Below are 14,274 nucleotides of genomic sequence, written 5' to 3'. Positions count from 1 at the left end.
GTCACCCGACGGGTGGGTACTTCGCCTGCTTGAGCAGCCGGGCGAGGTGCGCCGCGTTGGAGGCGAGCTTCTTGTTGGTCGCGGCCACCGGGTCGGGGGTCCGCTCCAGGTCGAGGTAGTCCTTGGGGTTCATGGCCTCGTTGTTCCAGTACGTGCCGCCGCTGGCCGGGATGGTGAAGCCGACGTCGTCGAGGGCCTGGAAGCAGTCGGCGATGATCTTGTGGGCGCCGTCCTCGTTGCCGACGACCGCCACCACGGCGACCTTGCCGTAGGTCAGCAGCCGGCCCTCGTCGTCGGTCTCGGACAGCTCGGCGTCCAGCCGCTCCATCACCCGCTGGGCGACGCTGGACGGGTGCCCGACCCACGTGGGCGTGGCGAGGAGGAGGATGTCGGCGGCCAGCACGCGCTCGCGCAGGGCGGGCCACTCGTCGCCGCCGCCCATGTCCTTCTGCACACCGGGGCGCACGTCGTGGTCCACGACCCGGACGAGGTCGCCCGCCACACCGTGCGAGGCCAGCTCGTCCAGGACCTGGCGGGCGAGCTTGTCGGTGCTCGACGGCTCGGGCGAGGGCTTGAGGGAACAGGTCAGCGCCAACGCGGTCAACTCGGTATCAGCCATGCCAGTGACCTACCCGGGCACCGCCGGCTCAACCCGGCGCGACGGCGCCTCGACCGGATCAGCGGGTAGCGTGGGTGCCTGCCGAGGAAGGGGTGCGGATGAGCGGGGTCACCGCGGTCGACGTGTTGCTGGACGGGTACGGGCGGGTCGGCGAGTCCGTGGAGCGCGTGCTGGACGGCTTGTCACCCGATCAGCTGACCTACCGGGTCGACGGCGAGGCGAACCCGATCGCCTGGCTGGTCTGGCACCTGACCCGCGTGCAGGACGACCACGTGGCCGAGGTCGCGGGCACCGAGCAGGTCTGGACCGCCGACGGCTGGGCCGACCGCTTCGACCTGCCGCTGCCGGTCGGCGACACCGGCTACGGCCACGGCTCCGACCAGGTCGCCGCCGTCACCGCGCCCGCCGACCTGCTGCTGGGCTACCACCGCGCGGTGCACGAGCGCACGCGGGGCTACCTGCGCGGCCTGACCGCCGCGGACCTGACCAGGGTCGTGGACGAGTCGTGGGACCCGCCCGTGACGCTGGCCGTGCGGCTGCTGAGCGTGATCGAGGACGACCTCCAGCACGTCGGCCAGGCGGGCTACGTCCGCGGCCTCGTCCTCCGCCGCTGACCGTGCGCCGGGCGGTCGCCCAGACCGCCCGGCCGCGGGAAAACAGATACGCGGAATGCACGTCAGGGCGCCCTTTCTTCAATAGTGCCCAGTTTTGCCGAGTCATTCCGCGGCCCTTGTCCGCCGTCATCCGGGATCAGTAGCTTGAGGTATCCCCGATGAAAGGCAGAACGGCCATGCAACCTTTCCGCATCGATATTCCGCAGGCCGACCTCGACGACCTGTACCGGAGATTGGAGCACACCAGGTGGCCCGACGAGGTTGCTGACGCCGGGTGGTCGCGCGGCGTTCCCGTCGGTTACCTGAAGGACCTCGCGGAGTACTGGCGCACCGGTTTCGACTGGCGCGCGGTGGAATCCCGGATCAACCAGCTCCCCCAGTTCACCACCGAGCTCGACGGCGCGAACGTCCACTTCCTGCACGTGAAGTCGCCCGAGCCGGACGCCACCCCGCTGCTGCTGACCCACGGGTGGCCCAGCACGTTCGTGGAGTTCCTGGAGGTGGTCGGCCCGCTGACCGACCCGCGCGCGCACGGCGGCGACCCGGCCGACGCCTTCGACCTCGTCATCCCGACCATGCCCGGCTACGGCTTCTCCGGCCCGACGCGGCAGGCGGGCTGGGACCACCGCCGGGTCGCGCGGGCGTGGAAGGAGCTGATGGCCCGGCTGGGCTACGAGCGGTACGTGGTGCAGGGCGGCGACTTCGGCATGCTGGTGTCGCTGGAGCTGTGCCTGATCGACGCCGAGCACGTGGCCGGCGTGCACGTGAACACCCTGGTCACCTTCCCGCCCCAGGACCCGGCCGAGCTGTCCGACCTCGACGAGGACGAGTGGCGCAGGCTCGGTCGGCTCGGCCGGTTCGACCGGGAGCTGTCCGCGCACCTCAAGCTCCTGGGCAACCGACCGCAGACGGTCGCCTACGCCCTCACCGACTCGCCGGTCGGCCAGCTCGCGTGGATCGTGGAGAAGTACTGGGAGTGGACCGACTCGCAGCTGACGCCCGAGGAAGCCGTCGACCGGGACCTGATCCTCACGAACGTCACGGTGTACTGGCTGACCGCGACCGCCGGGTCGTCCGCCCAGATGTACTACGAGATCCTGGACCGGTCGGGCCCGAACCTCGCCGCGCCCCTGGGCGGTCCGTGGGCGCTGACGATGCCCGCGGGCGTCGCGGTGTTCCCCCACGACGCGGCCCTGCCGCTGCGCCGGTTCGCCGACCGGGTGCTGCCGACCATCACGCACTGGTCGGAGTTCGAGCGCGGCGGCCACTTCCCGGCCATGGAGGAGCCCGACCTCTACGTCCAGGACGTCCGGGCGTTCTCCCGCTCGCTCAAGCGGGACTGAGCGGGCACGCCGAATCGCCGCCGGCCCGGCTGCCGGCGGCGATTGCGCGTTCGAGGGCTCCCGCCTCCCGTCCGGGACCATCCTCAGATCAGGTGGGTGTTGGGCTCCAGGCCGCACAGCAGGCGCCCGTAGAGCTCCAGGTTGGTGTTCGGGTGCAGCACGCCGTGCAGGTTGATCGTCTGGATGTCGCGCTCGACGCGCTGCATCGGCTGGTCGGAGTAGATGGACGAGCCGCCGCCGGCGGTGGCGAGGATGTCCACCGCCTCCTTGGCGCGCAGCGTCGCCGCACCCATCTCCATGCGGGCCAGGGCGCGCTCCTCCATGGTCCACGCCTCGCCGTCGCGGACCTTGGTGTCCACCCGCTCGGCCGCGCGGCGCACGTGGAACTCGGCCTCGTCGATGAGCACGGCCGCCTCGGCGACCTGCAGGTGCGTCAACGGGGCGTCGGCCTGCCGCTCGTAGTCGGTGTAGGTGATCTTCCGGCTCGGCAGGCGCTCGAAGAACGCCTCGCGGGCGGCCCTGGCCATCCCCAGCGGCACGGCGCCGGCGCCCGCGGCGGTGATCGGCGAGAACGGCGCCCGCCACATCGGCGACCGGGCGTTGAGCCGGGAGCGGTGCTCGTTGCGCAGCACCAGCGGCAGGACCGGCAGGATGCGCGCCTCGGGGACGAACAGCTCCTCGGCGATGGTCGTCACGCTGCCCGTGCCGCGCAGGCCCGCGGTGTGCCAGTCGTCCACGACCTTCAGCTCGCGGGTCGGCACGGCGACCATGACGGGTGCGAATTCGCCGTCCGCTCCGGCCAGCACGGCCGAGTGGATGAACCACTGGCTGTGCAGCACGCCGGTGCTGAACGCCCACTTGCCGTTGAGGACCGCGCCGCCCGAGGCGGGCACGGCGACGCCGTTGGGGCTGACGCTGCTGCCGATCCGGACGTCGGGGTCGGCGAAGATCTCGTCCTGCACCTCGTCCGGCAGCAACCCGGCCAGCCAGGAGCTGATCGTCATCGTGCTCACGGTCCAGCCGACGGAACCGTCACCGCGGGACAGCTCGGAGATCACGTCGCACACCGTGCGCACGTCGGCCTCGTAGCCGCCGTAGCGGACGGGCACCCGCAGCTTCATCAGCCCGGCGTCGACGATGCCCTGGAGCACCTCCTCGTGCAGGACCCGGTGCTCCTCCTGCCACGGTGCGCGCTTCCGGATGAGGGGGACCAACCCGGTCGCGCGGTGGACGAGGTCGGTGCGCGCCGGTGATTCGGCGATCGTCATCTGTGCTCCTCTGCGGACGCAGTACACAAGTCGGTGTATTCACCGTTCGGCGACTGTTGCACGCGGGAGAATCCCTCACTTCTCCGAAGTTGCCCACTTCCCCGAATCAGGGATCGACGGCGAATTGGTTCAGTCCGGGAACCGTCCGCGATATGCCGTTTTTCGGTCCGGTCGAGCATTTCGTGGACTCTTTTCCCCGGACGTGTCGACGGGCCGCCCCGAGGACGATCCGCACACCCTTCCACCCAGCGGAAGGCAGTCGTGGGCAAGGGCGGGACGCCGGGGTTAGCGTCCCGTTCGTGACCAGCACCGACCCCGGAACCGCGGCCCTCGGGCCGACCCGCCGGCACCTCACCCGGACCACCGTGGGCATCGTGGGCGGCGGCCCCGCCGGCCTCATGCTGTCCCACCTGCTGCACCTGTCCGGCGTCGACTCCGTCGTGGTCGACCACCGCACGCGCGCCGCGATCGAAGACACCGTCCGCGCGGGCATCCTGGAGGCCGACAGCGTCCGCCTGCTGGTCGACTCCGGCGTCGGCGACCGGGTGCGCCGCGAGGGGGTGGCGCACGCCGGCATCGAGCTGCGGTTCGCGGGGCGCGGCCACCGCGTCGACTTCGCCCGGCTGGTGGGCGCGCACTCCTGGCTGTACCCGCAGACCGAGGTCTTCACCGACCTGGCCGACGCCCGCGCCCGCGACGGCGGCGACGTCCGCTTCGGCGTCTCCGGCACCACGGTGCTCGACGCGACCGGTGACAACCCGGGGATCGCGTTCCGCGACGCCGAGGGCGTCGACCACGAGGTGCGCTGCGACTACCTCGTCGGCGCGGACGGCTCGCACTCGACGTGCCGCGCGCAGATCCCGGAAAGCGCCCGCACGCACTACTTCCGCGAATACCCCTTCGCGTGGTTCGGCATCCTCGCGCGAGCGCCCAAGAGCGCCCCGGAACTCGTCTACGCGCACTCACCGCGCGGTTTCGCGCTGATCAGCCAGCGCAGCGACGCGGTGCAGCGCATGTACTTCCAGTGCGACCCGGGCGAGGACCCGGAGGACTGGTCCGACGACCGCATCTGGGAGGAGCTCCAGGCGCGGGTCGCCGGGCCCGACGGGTTCACGCTCGCCGAGGGCCCGATCACCGACAAGTCCGTCCTGCGGTTCCGCAGCTCCGTCGTGGAACCCCTGCGCTACAACCGACTGCTGCTGGCCGGCGACGCCGCCCACACCGTTCCCCCGACCGGGGCCAAGGGGTTGAACCTCGCGCTCGCCGACGCCGCCGTGCTGGCCGAGGTCCTCACCCTCGCCGTCCGCAAGAACGACGAGTCGGCCCTGGACGCCTACAGCCCCCGCGCGCTGGCCCGGGTCTGGAAGGCGCAGCACTTCTCCCACTGGATGACCGGCATGCTGCACACGCTGCCGACCTCGACCCCGTTCGACATCCGCCGCCAGGAAGCCGAACTGCGCACCGTCGTCACCTCGCTGCCAGCGTCGACCTACCTGGCCGAGGGCTACACCGGCCGGCCGGCGCAGTAGGGCGTTGCCCGCCGATCGCACCAGCGCATTGCGCCACCACCGTCGGACATGATCCTTTCCCACCACCGGATTCGCACCATCGGAGCAGGTCAACGCCGAATCGCGGGCAAGCGCTTACCTCTCGGGGGAACACCCAACGATCATTACTCAAAGTTTCGTTGAAGTTTCGCAGCGTGACGTATACGCTCATGACTGCTCTGGGAGCGCTCCCATTTTGGATCACCACCGCTCGACCATCCGGAGAATGGAGGCACATCCATGCGTATGCGCAGCACCTCCAGGTCCGCTACCAGACGGCGCGGCGTCATCGCGCTCGTCATCGGCGTGCTGGTCACCATGTTCGTGTCGGTCCCGTCCGCCTCGGCGCACGGCACGATCGTCAGCCCGGCGACCCGCGCGTACCAGTGCTGGCAGAGCTGGGGCAGTCAGCACACGAACCCTGCCATGCAGACGCAGGACCCCATGTGCTGGCAGGCTTTCCAGGCCAACGCCGACACCATGTGGAACTGGATGAGCGCGCTGCGGGACGGACTTGGCGGCAACTTCCAGGGATTGACCCCCAACGGTCAGCTCTGCAGCAACGCCCTCTCGCGCAACAACGCGCTGAACACCCCCGGCAAGTGGCGCACCACGTCGGTCGGCAGCAGCTTCTCGATGAAGCTGTACGACCAGGCGAGCCACGGCGCCGACTACTTCCGGGTCTACATCAGCAAGCAGGGGTTCGACCCCACCACCCAGCAGCTCGGGTGGGGCAACCTCGACTTCATCCTGCAGACCGGTCGCTACGCGCCAGCGCAGAACATCACGTTCAACGTCCAGACCAACGGTTCCTACCGCGGTCACCACATCGTCTTCACGATCTGGCAGGCTTCGCACCTCGACCAGGCGTACATGTGGTGCAGTGACGTGAACTTCGGCTGAGCGAGCCCCGGCCGACCGACGTGATCTTCGAGGGCCCGGCCCGGCGCGTGCCGCCGGGCCGGGCCCTCGACGTGTTCGCCGGTCGCCCCGGCACGGGGCGACCGGCTCCCGGTCAGTCGTCGGGGTGGCGTCGGCGGCGGTGCAGCAGGAAGGCGATACCGCCGAGGACCAGCGCGGCGCTCGAACCGCCCACGAGCAGCGGTGCCGGGCCGTCGTCCGGCGCCGCGCCGTACCCGCTCGACATGCCCTTGGTGTCGTACTCCGAGCCGGGCTGCTTGTCGGCGTAACGGGCCTTGACCACCGTCTGGTACTCGCTCAACGACATCGACGCCCGGCCGCCCAGCGACTGCCGCGCCTGGTCGTTGAGCGGTTCCACGGTGACGAGCTTCAGCACGTACCACGCGCGGATCTGGGGTTCGGTGAACACCAGGGCGCCCGGGGCGGCCTTGCCCGCGTACCCGACCTCCGCGTCACCGTCGCGCACCGCGGCCAGGTGCCAGCCGCCGCCCGGGGTGGGCGCGAGGATCACGGTGGCCTGGCGGCCGTCGACCTCGACGCTGAGCGAGGACACCAGTTGCGACAGCGCGATCGCCTCGGTGGCGATCGGCCGGGACGTGCCCGCGACGAAGCCGGGCGCGATCTCGTTGAACGCCAACGGGTCGTTGACGGTGAACGCGGGCAGCCCGTCGCACGGGTCGGTCGTGTCGGGGATCGCCTGCGGCTCCTGGGCGCCACCCTTCGGCACCGGCACGCCGAGGAACCGGCACACCGCGTCGAGGACGGCGGGTGACCGCACGGCGTCCAGTGCGGACTGGTAGTCGGGGATGTCCGGCGCCCGCGTGCTGCCGGACGCCGGGACGGGACCGGTCGACAGCACCGCGGCCGCGCCGAGCGCCAGCACGGCGGCGACGCGCGCGAGGCGCGTCGACCCGGTGAACCTATCTGTCTCACGCATGTCGTCGCCTCAACGGGAGATGTTGATCCGGGAGTGGGTCCACTTGAAGGAGTTGTTGCTGACGTAGTCGTTGTAGTTCCACCAGGTGTAGGTGGCGGTGTCCGGCCACGGGTCGCCCACGGCGATGGTGTTGTTGGACGTGTCGTAGCCGTAGATGACGTTCATGTGGCCTCCGCCGGAGGTCCACCCGATGCGCGCGCCGAGCGGCCGGGCGGCCTTGACGTCGGTGGAGATCTGGCTGAAGGTGGCCGCGCTGCTCAGGCCGGTGCCGGGGTGGCCCATGCCGAGGCTGCTCCACCCCTTGGCCATGTCGTCCAACGTGGCCGGTTGGTTGTTGCACCCGTAGTAGGGCTGGGCGCGGGTGCAGAAGTCGGCCTGCGTGCTGCCGTAGCCCTGGAACTTGGCGATCGTGAGGCCGGAGGCGACCCAGCACCACTGGGTCTTCTCCTGCTTCAGCATGGTGATGTCGTCGTACGCCCCTTCGGCGTGAGCCGTGCCGACGCCGGCCGTGAGCACTGCCGAGGCCGTCAGCGCGACCGCGGCGGCGGCGAACGTGGACCTGCCCATCTTCCCGCCTTCCCTCGTGGTGACAAGGGACATGACAGCGCGGAACGGTGGCGCCACCTAGCAGTGGCGGTGAAGTCTGCCGGGAAGGGTGAAACCGCGCGACAGCCCACGATCGTCGTGCCGCCGGCACACTTTCCGGTGCCGTTCGGGGCCCGGCCGTGACGGTGCGCCCTCACCGCGCCGTTCGGGTGACGCCGGTCGGCCCACGCCCCGGCGGTGAAGCCCCGCGTCCGTCACCCGCCGAAGGGGTTGGCGTCCTTCAGCAGGTCGACCAGCGGCGCCAGCAGGTCCGCCACGACCGCGCGGACCGGTGGCACGAAGATGACCACGGCCACCAGCAGCGCCACGTACGGTGCCACGCCGCCCTTGCGCTTCTTCGCCGCCACGCCCACCCCCGGGTCCGTCCGTCCGGCACAGCATCGCACGGGCGGCCACCGGCGCGGGCAGGCGCACCGGGCGGGCCGGACTCGGGAATTCACGCGTTAGGATTTGCGAGCATCGCTCGCCTTACGTCCTGGGAGTGCCCGTGGTGAAGTCCGCTGTCGTCGACCCCGACCGGCTGGACCGGGAGGCCCACGACCTCTTCCTGCACCTGACCCCCGCGCCGACCACGGGTCAGGACAAGGACGGGCGGCCGGTGACGATCACCCCGGGCGAGCGCTACGCCGAGATCGCCCGGCGGGCCCGGTTCATCACGGTGAGCGACGTGCTGGCCCAGGCCGTGGCCGCGCTGCTGGCCCGGCACGGCGTCACGGCCGAGGTCGAGCACGTGCGGGTGGACCCCGCCGCGGACGGGGACGAACAGGTGCTCGGCCTGCTGGTCCCGGTCGAGGGCGGCCGGGCCGTCGTGCCGGTCCGCCCGGCCTCGACGCGGCTGCGCGGCTACCCGGTCGTGGACGGCATCGACCTGGCGGGCCACCAGCCGCTGTTCGCCGTGGACCTGCCCGCGGGGGCGGCCGGCGCGGACGGCTGGGTCGGTGCGGACGCCATCGGCTCGGCGCTCCTGCCCCACCTGGCCGTCGGTTAGCCGGCCCGGCCGGGCCTCACTTCGGGTTGCGGTTGAGGTCCGCGGCCAGTTGCAGGTAGGCCAGCTCGTACGGGTTGCCCGCCCCGCCGTCGTCCAGGGCCTGCCGCAGCACGCGGTCGGCGTGGTCCCTCGCCGCGCCCAGCCCTTCGGCCCGCGCGTAGTAGTCGTCTTCGGTGGCCGGGTAGAGGTCGCTCACCCCCGTCATGGTGGTCGGTGGCGGGCCGGGCCGCCAATCTTGACAGCTGCTCGAACGCCTGTGCGATGATCCGGACGCGGTTCTTCCCCGGCCGTCGTGTGCCCGCCCCGTCCGGAGGCGGCGGGTTGTCGGCGAGCGAGGGGTGGGGTCGCGGTGGAGCGGCGCGAGTACGAGCGGATGGTCGACCGGTTCCGGCGGTTGGTCGGGCCGTTGCCGGCCTGGCGGGTCGAGGAGCGCGACGGCGCGCCCGAGCTGGTCGACGCCTCGCACGGGGGCGGCCTGCTGCTGCGGGTGGACAGCCGGTGGAACGGCCACCTGGCGCGCTACTTCCGGGCGGTGGACAAGGACCGCCTGCTGGCACTGGTCGCGCTGCTGGAGGTGGTGCCGCCGGACGGGCCGGCGCACCGGGCCGCGGTCGCGTTCCTGACCTCCCTCCGCCTGGAGGAGGGTGCTAGCCCGCGTCGGACGGGTCCGGCGACAGGCGGGTGAGCGCGATGACCGGGATCGTTCGCGTCACGCCTGCCTGGTAGCGCGCGTAGAACGGGTACCGCGCCACCACCGCGTCGAACGCCCGGTCGCGCTCGGCCCCGTCGAGGACGGTCGCGCGGGCGGCGAAGCGTTCCCCGCCCACCTCGACGGCGACCTCGGGCGTGGCCACCGCGTTGTGGTACCAGTCGGGGTGGCGCGGCTTGCCGTAGTTGCTGGCCACGACGAGGTAGCGGTCCCCGTCGCGGAAACAGGTGATCGGAGTGGTCCGCGGTTCGCCCGACCGGGCGCCGGACGTGGTCAGCAGCAGCAGGTCCATGCCGGTCAGCACGCCGCCGACCCGGCCGCCGCCGGTGCGGTACTCCTCCAGGATGGCCGCGTTCCAGGCCCGCACCTCCTCCCGGGACGCGTCGGCACCCGGCACCCGGTCACTGGCCTTGGCACTCGTGCTCTGGTCCATGCGCCCCATCATGGCCGAACCGCCCGCGCGACCGGCCTGTTCGACGGAGTGCCCAGCGCGTCGTCACCCGGCGGCGCCACCCGTCGGCTGTCGCGCCGGACGTGGGGTGATCAGCAGGTTGAGCACCGCGGCGGCCACCGCGACGACGCCGAACAGCAGCGGCAGCCGGGCGATGCCCACCCCCGCTGCGAGCAGCGCGCCACCCGCCGCGGCGCCCACGGCGGCACCGACGTAGATGGAGGACGCGTTCAGGGAGATCGCGACCGGCCCCCGGGCGGGCCTGAGCGCCAGCAGCCGGTGCTGCTGCGGCGCGGGGCAGCTCCAGCCGCCCACGCCCCACAGGAACATCAACGCGATCGTGCCGGGTCCGGAGGCGGCCAGGGGCAGCAGGGCGAGGCTCGTCCCGAGGACCGCCAGCAGCACGCTGAGCAGCGCCCTGGTGTCCCGCCACCGGTCGATCAGCGCGCCGATCGCCAGGTTGCCGACGAGCCCGCCCAGGCCCCACGCGCACAGGTGCCACAGCGGGTCGCCGACGTCGGCCGCCTCGGCCAGGAACGACGCCACGTAGGTGTACATGCCGACGCTCGTCGCCGTGGACAGCACGGTGACCAGCAGCAGCGGCACCACGGCGCGGTCGGCCAGCACCGCGACCCTGGCCCGCAGCGGGGGCTGCTCGGCCGGTCGGAGGGACGGCACGGACGCCGCCACGGTGGCGATCGCGAGCACGCCGAGCGCGGTGATCAACCAGTAGGTCAGCCGCCACCCGTGGGAGGCCAGCAGCAGCCCGAGCGGCATCCCGGCCACGGTGCCGCCGCTGAGCCCGGCGGTGATCAGGCCGAGCGCCCGCCCCCGCCGGTGCTCCGGCACGAGTGCCGCCGCGGTCGCCGCCGCCATCGGCGAGTACAGGCCCGCGCCGAACCCGGCGACGACGCGGGAGGCCAGCAGCAGCGACCACGACGGTGCGAGCGCGGCGAGCGCGTTGCCCGCGGTGAACACGGCGAGCGCGAACAGCAGGACCACGCGCAAGGGCTTGCCCGTGGCGAAGGCCGCGCAGATCGGGGACAGCAGGGCGTACGACAGGGTGAACACCGTCACGAGCTGCCCCGCGACCGGCACGGGCACGCCCAGGTCGCCGGCGACGACCTCCAGGATGCCGGCGACCACGTAGGCGTCCAGCCCCAGCGCGGCCATGCCGAGGACCAGCGGCAGCAGCCGCCGCATCACACCCCCTTCACGGCGCCGGAGGCCAGCAGGTCGGCCACGGCCGACTCCCCCAGGCCCCAGTCCCGCAACGCCGGCGCGGTGTGCTGGCCGACGTACGGCGCGGGTGCGGGAGCGGTGGCCGGCGTGCGGGACAGCCGCGGCGCCGGGGCGGGCTGGAGCTGCCCGCCGACGTCCACGAAGGACCCGCGCGCCTTCAGCTGCGGGTGCTCGGCCACCTCGGCCGGCGCCAGCACCGGCGCCACGCAGGCGTCGGAGTCGGCGAAGACCTTCTCCCACTCGGTGCTGTCCCGGCGGCCGAACGCGGCGGCGAGGTGCTCGGTCAGCACCGGCCAACCCGCCTCGTCGTACTGGTCGGGCAGGTCGACGTCGCCGAGGTCCAGGCGGTTCAGCAGCTCCCGGTAGAAGTGCGGCTCGACCGCGCCGACCGACACGTGCCTGCCGTCCGCGCACGGGTAGGTGCGGTAGAACGGGGCGTCCACCACGGTGACCCGCCCAGGGGTGCGGCGCCACTGGTCGACCATGACCGCGAGCAGCGCGGTGCCCTCGGCGATGGCCGCGTCGACCACCTGCCCGCGCCCCGAGCGCGACCGCTCCAGCAGCGCCGCCTGGATGCCGATCACCAGCGGCAGCGCGCCGCCGGCGAAGCTCGACAGGTAGTACGGGGGCGGCACGGCGGGCGCGCCGCCGGGCTCGGTGGGCGCGAGCGCGCCGGCGACGCCGAGGAACGTGATGTCGTGCCCGGCCCGGCGCGCCATCGGCCCGTCCTGCCCCCACCCGCTGACCCGGCCGTAGACCAGCGCCGGGTTGCGCTCCAGGCACTGCTCGGGCCCGATGCCGAGCTTCTCGGCCACGCCCGGTCGGCCGCCCTCGACCACGACATCCGCGTGCTCGACCAGGCTCAGCACGACCGCGGGCCCGTCCGGGTGCCTGAGGTCGACCGCCGCGGACCGCCTGCCCCTCGCGAGCGGGTCGGGTGCGGGCGGGTGCGGCTCGCCCGGCACCTGCGCGGCGCGGTCCACGCGGAGCACGTCGGCGCCCAGGTCGGCCAGCACGGTGCTCGCGTACGCCCCGGCGACGGAGCCGCCGATCTCCAGCACCCGCAGCCCTTCCAGTGGACCCGGCACGGTTCCTCCTCCTTCGGATCGGTGTCGGAGCACCGCGGGCCGGTGCTCGACGAGGTGACTACGACTTCCCGTAGGCGGCCCGGCCGCCGACTGTCCTAACTTCACCAATCGACAGCTTCTTCTTGTCGCATAAGGGGATCTCAGATGCCAGTGGTGTACACAGCGGTCGTCGTGTCCAGTGGGGACGGTCGCCAGGGCGTGGTCGCCTCCGAGGACGGTGCTTTCGAGCTGCAACTGGCCGCGCCGAAGGAGGTCGGCGGCAGCGGCGCCGGCTCCAACCCCGAGCAGCTGTTCGCCGCCGGGTACGCGGCGTGCTTCCACTCCGCGCTGCGCCTGGTGGCCAGGGCGGCAGGCACGACCCTGACCGACGACACGGTGACCGCCTCGGTGGACCTGGTCCGCGACGACGAGAGCGGGTACCACGTGGCCGTGCGGCTCGTGGTGGCGCTGCCGGGCGTGGAGCGGCGGGTCGCCGAGGAGTTGGCCGAGCAGGCGCACCAGCGCTGCCCGTACTCCAAGGCGACCCGCGGCAACATCGACGTCACGGTGCTCACCGAGGTGTGACGGGAGGGAGGGCGCCGCCCGGGTGGCGCCCTCCCCCGCCGTCATCCCGCTGCGGCGGAAGCCGCGGCCTCCGCCGCCGCGGGCAGCGCGGCGATCACGCGGTCGAGGGCCCGGTCGTCGTGCGCCGCCGACAGGAACCACGACTCCAGCGCCGACGGCGGCAGGTACACCCCCTGGTCGAGCATCGAGTGGAAGAACGCGGTGTAGCGGAACGCCTCCGACGCCTTGGCCGACGCGAAGTCGGTGACCGGCGCACCGGCGAAGAACACCGAGAACATGTTCCCGCTGCGCTGCACCTGGTGCGCCACCCCGACCCGGTCGAGCGCCTCGGCGATGGCGCCGGTGAGCACCGTCGCCGCCCGCTCCAGGTGGTCGTAGACCTCGTCGGTGCACAGGCGCAGCGTCGCGAGCCCGGCGGCGGTCGCGACCGGGTTCCCGGACAGCGTGCCCGCCTGGTACACCGGCCCTTCCGGGGCCAGGTGCGCCATCACGTCGGCGCGCCCGCCGAACGCGGCGGCGGGGAAGCCGCCACCCATGACCTTGCCGAAGGTGAACAGGTCGGCCGGCACGCCTTCCCGGCCGTACCACCCGGCGCGGCTGAGCCGGAACCCCGTCATCACCTCGTCGGAGATCAGCAGGGCGCCGTGCTGCCGGCACAGCGCCCGCAGCCCGGCGGTGAAGCCCGGCGCGGGCGGGACGACGCCCATGTTGCCCGGCGATGCCTCGGTGATCACGCAGGCGATCGCCCCGGGTTCGGCTTCGAACGCCCGGCGCACCGCCTCCAGGTCGTTGTAGGGCAGCACGATCGTGTCGCCCGCCTGCGCACCGGTGACACCCGGTGTGTCGGGCAGGGCGAACGTCGCCACGCCCGACCCGGCCGAGGCGAGCAGGGCGTCGACGTGGCCGTGGTAGCAGCCCGCGAACTTCACCACCTTGGTGCGACCGGTGAAGCCGCGCGCCAGGCGGATGGCCGACATGGTGGCCTCGGTGCCCGAGCTGACCAGCCGGACCTGCTCCACGGGCGCGACCCGGTCCACGATCTCCTCGGCCAGCAGCACCTCGTTGAGCGTCGGCGTGCCGAACGAGGTGCCCTGCCCGACCGCGGCGACCACCGCGTCCCGCACGGCGGGGTGGGCGTGCCCCAGGATCATCGGACCCCACGAGCAGATCAGGTCCACGTACTCGCGGCCGTCCACGTCGTGCAGGTAGGGGCCTTCGCCCCGGTCCATGAACCGGGGGGTGCCGCCGACCGCGCGGAAGGCGCGGACCGGCGAGTTCACCCCTCCGGGCACGGTGCGGCGGGCGCGGGCGAACAGCGCCTCGGACTCGGGTGCGGGCGCACCCGGCACCCTGGCGGCGACGTGCGTCGCGGTCATC

At 72.6% G+C, this 14,274-nt stretch carries 17 protein-coding genes; 7 read left to right on the top strand and 10 right to left on the bottom strand.

Features of this window, described 5'->3' with window-relative positions:
* Position 1: 1 nt before the first annotated feature.
* Positions 2-619: a flavodoxin family protein gene (locus ACIGNX_RS02565; RefSeq protein WP_396535513.1), complete on the bottom strand. Its 618-nt coding sequence runs from the start codon at positions 617-619 to the stop codon at positions 2-4.
* A 98-nt stretch (positions 620-717) separates the two neighbouring features.
* Here ACIGNX_RS02565 and ACIGNX_RS02560 point away from each other — a divergent pair, with 98 nt between their 5' ends.
* Complete coding sequence (locus ACIGNX_RS02560) at positions 718-1,233, top strand: DUF664 domain-containing protein (RefSeq protein ID WP_396535511.1); 516 nt, start codon at positions 718-720, stop codon at positions 1,231-1,233.
* A 158-nt stretch (positions 1,234-1,391) separates the two neighbouring features.
* On the top strand, positions 1,392-2,576 hold the full coding sequence (locus tag ACIGNX_RS02555; protein ID WP_396535509.1) for an epoxide hydrolase family protein: 1,185 nt from the start codon (positions 1,392-1,394) through the stop codon (positions 2,574-2,576).
* An 83-nt stretch (positions 2,577-2,659) separates the two neighbouring features.
* On the opposite strand, the gene ACIGNX_RS02550 is transcribed toward ACIGNX_RS02555, so the two are convergent.
* Positions 2,660-3,844: an acyl-CoA dehydrogenase family protein gene (locus ACIGNX_RS02550; RefSeq protein WP_396535507.1), complete on the bottom strand. Its 1,185-nt coding sequence runs from the start codon at positions 3,842-3,844 to the stop codon at positions 2,660-2,662.
* A gap of 299 nt (positions 3,845-4,143) precedes the next feature.
* Between ACIGNX_RS02550 and ACIGNX_RS02545 the strand changes: the two genes are divergently transcribed.
* Together ACIGNX_RS02545 and ACIGNX_RS02540 are read left to right on the top strand one after the other, a co-directional pair.
* Entirely contained in the window at positions 4,144-5,373 is a 1,230-nt protein-coding gene (locus tag ACIGNX_RS02545; protein ID WP_396535505.1) for a 4-hydroxybenzoate 3-monooxygenase, read from the top strand.
* Between the two features lie 258 nt (positions 5,374-5,631).
* Positions 5,632-6,294, top strand: coding sequence for a lytic polysaccharide monooxygenase (locus ACIGNX_RS02540; protein ID WP_396535503.1), 663 nt, complete (start codon positions 5,632-5,634; stop codon positions 6,292-6,294).
* 112 nt (positions 6,295-6,406) lie between these two features.
* Here the strand turns inward: ACIGNX_RS02540 and ACIGNX_RS02535 are convergent, their stop codons facing one another.
* The 3 genes from ACIGNX_RS02535 to ACIGNX_RS02525 form a co-directional block, all read right to left on the bottom strand.
* Positions 6,407-7,249 (bottom strand): hypothetical protein, encoded by an 843-nt coding sequence (locus tag ACIGNX_RS02535; protein WP_396535501.1) that lies wholly within the window; start codon positions 7,247-7,249, stop codon positions 6,407-6,409.
* Positions 7,250-7,258: 9 nt separating this feature from the next.
* Positions 7,259-7,816: a papain-like cysteine protease family protein gene (locus ACIGNX_RS02530; protein WP_396535499.1), complete on the bottom strand. Its 558-nt coding sequence runs from the start codon at positions 7,814-7,816 to the stop codon at positions 7,259-7,261.
* Between the two features lie 233 nt (positions 7,817-8,049).
* Positions 8,050-8,202 (bottom strand): hypothetical protein, encoded by a 153-nt coding sequence (locus ACIGNX_RS02525; RefSeq protein ID WP_396535497.1) that lies wholly within the window; start codon positions 8,200-8,202, stop codon positions 8,050-8,052.
* A gap of 140 nt (positions 8,203-8,342) precedes the next feature.
* Between ACIGNX_RS02525 and ACIGNX_RS02520 the strand changes: the two genes are divergently transcribed.
* The gene (locus tag ACIGNX_RS02520; RefSeq protein ID WP_396535495.1) at positions 8,343-8,843 is read left to right on the top strand and encodes a hypothetical protein; all 501 of its coding nucleotides are present in this window, start codon (positions 8,343-8,345) and stop codon (positions 8,841-8,843) included.
* A 16-nt stretch (positions 8,844-8,859) separates the two neighbouring features.
* Here the strand turns inward: ACIGNX_RS02520 and ACIGNX_RS02515 are convergent, their stop codons facing one another.
* The gene (locus tag ACIGNX_RS02515) at positions 8,860-9,039 is read right to left on the bottom strand and encodes a hypothetical protein (RefSeq protein ID WP_396535493.1); all 180 of its coding nucleotides are present in this window, start codon (positions 9,037-9,039) and stop codon (positions 8,860-8,862) included.
* 153 nt (positions 9,040-9,192) lie between these two features.
* On the opposite strand from ACIGNX_RS02515, the gene ACIGNX_RS02510 reads away from it, so the two are divergent.
* A complete protein-coding gene (locus ACIGNX_RS02510; RefSeq protein ID WP_396535491.1) occupies positions 9,193-9,528 on the top strand; it encodes a hypothetical protein in 336 nt (111 codons plus the stop codon).
* On the opposite strand, the gene ACIGNX_RS02505 is transcribed toward ACIGNX_RS02510, so the two are convergent.
* The 3 genes from ACIGNX_RS02505 to ACIGNX_RS02495 all read right to left on the bottom strand — a co-directional run bounded on the left by ACIGNX_RS02505 (position 9,491) and on the right by ACIGNX_RS02495 (position 12,333).
* Positions 9,491-9,985, bottom strand: coding sequence for a nitroreductase family deazaflavin-dependent oxidoreductase (locus ACIGNX_RS02505; RefSeq protein WP_396535489.1), 495 nt, complete (start codon positions 9,983-9,985; stop codon positions 9,491-9,493). The two genes, ACIGNX_RS02510 and ACIGNX_RS02505, sit on opposite strands and share 38 nt — an antisense overlap.
* Before the next feature lie 63 nt (positions 9,986-10,048).
* The gene (locus ACIGNX_RS02500) at positions 10,049-11,206 is read right to left on the bottom strand and encodes an MFS transporter (protein ID WP_396535487.1); all 1,158 of its coding nucleotides are present in this window, start codon (positions 11,204-11,206) and stop codon (positions 10,049-10,051) included.
* Positions 11,206-12,333, bottom strand: coding sequence for a CaiB/BaiF CoA transferase family protein (locus tag ACIGNX_RS02495; protein WP_396535485.1), 1,128 nt, complete (start codon positions 12,331-12,333; stop codon positions 11,206-11,208). Before ACIGNX_RS02495 ends, ACIGNX_RS02500 begins: the two co-directional genes overlap by 1 nt.
* 144 nt (positions 12,334-12,477) lie before the next feature.
* Here ACIGNX_RS02495 and ACIGNX_RS02490 point away from each other — a divergent pair, with 144 nt between their 5' ends.
* On the top strand, positions 12,478-12,897 hold the full coding sequence (locus ACIGNX_RS02490) for an organic hydroperoxide resistance protein (RefSeq protein ID WP_396535483.1): 420 nt from the start codon (positions 12,478-12,480) through the stop codon (positions 12,895-12,897).
* Positions 12,898-12,938: 41 nt separating this feature from the next.
* Here ACIGNX_RS02490 and hemL read toward each other — a convergent pair whose 3' ends face one another.
* Positions 12,939-14,273, bottom strand: coding sequence for a glutamate-1-semialdehyde 2,1-aminomutase (gene hemL / locus ACIGNX_RS02485; RefSeq protein WP_396535481.1), 1,335 nt, complete (start codon positions 14,271-14,273; stop codon positions 12,939-12,941).
* Position 14,274: the final 1 nt, after the last annotated feature.

Origin of the sequence: Actinosynnema sp. NPDC053489, from assembly GCF_044544865.1 — a bacterium.
GTDB lineage: Bacteria > Actinomycetota > Actinomycetes > Mycobacteriales > Pseudonocardiaceae > Actinosynnema.
This window is presented reverse-complemented; position numbering and strand designations above follow the sequence as displayed.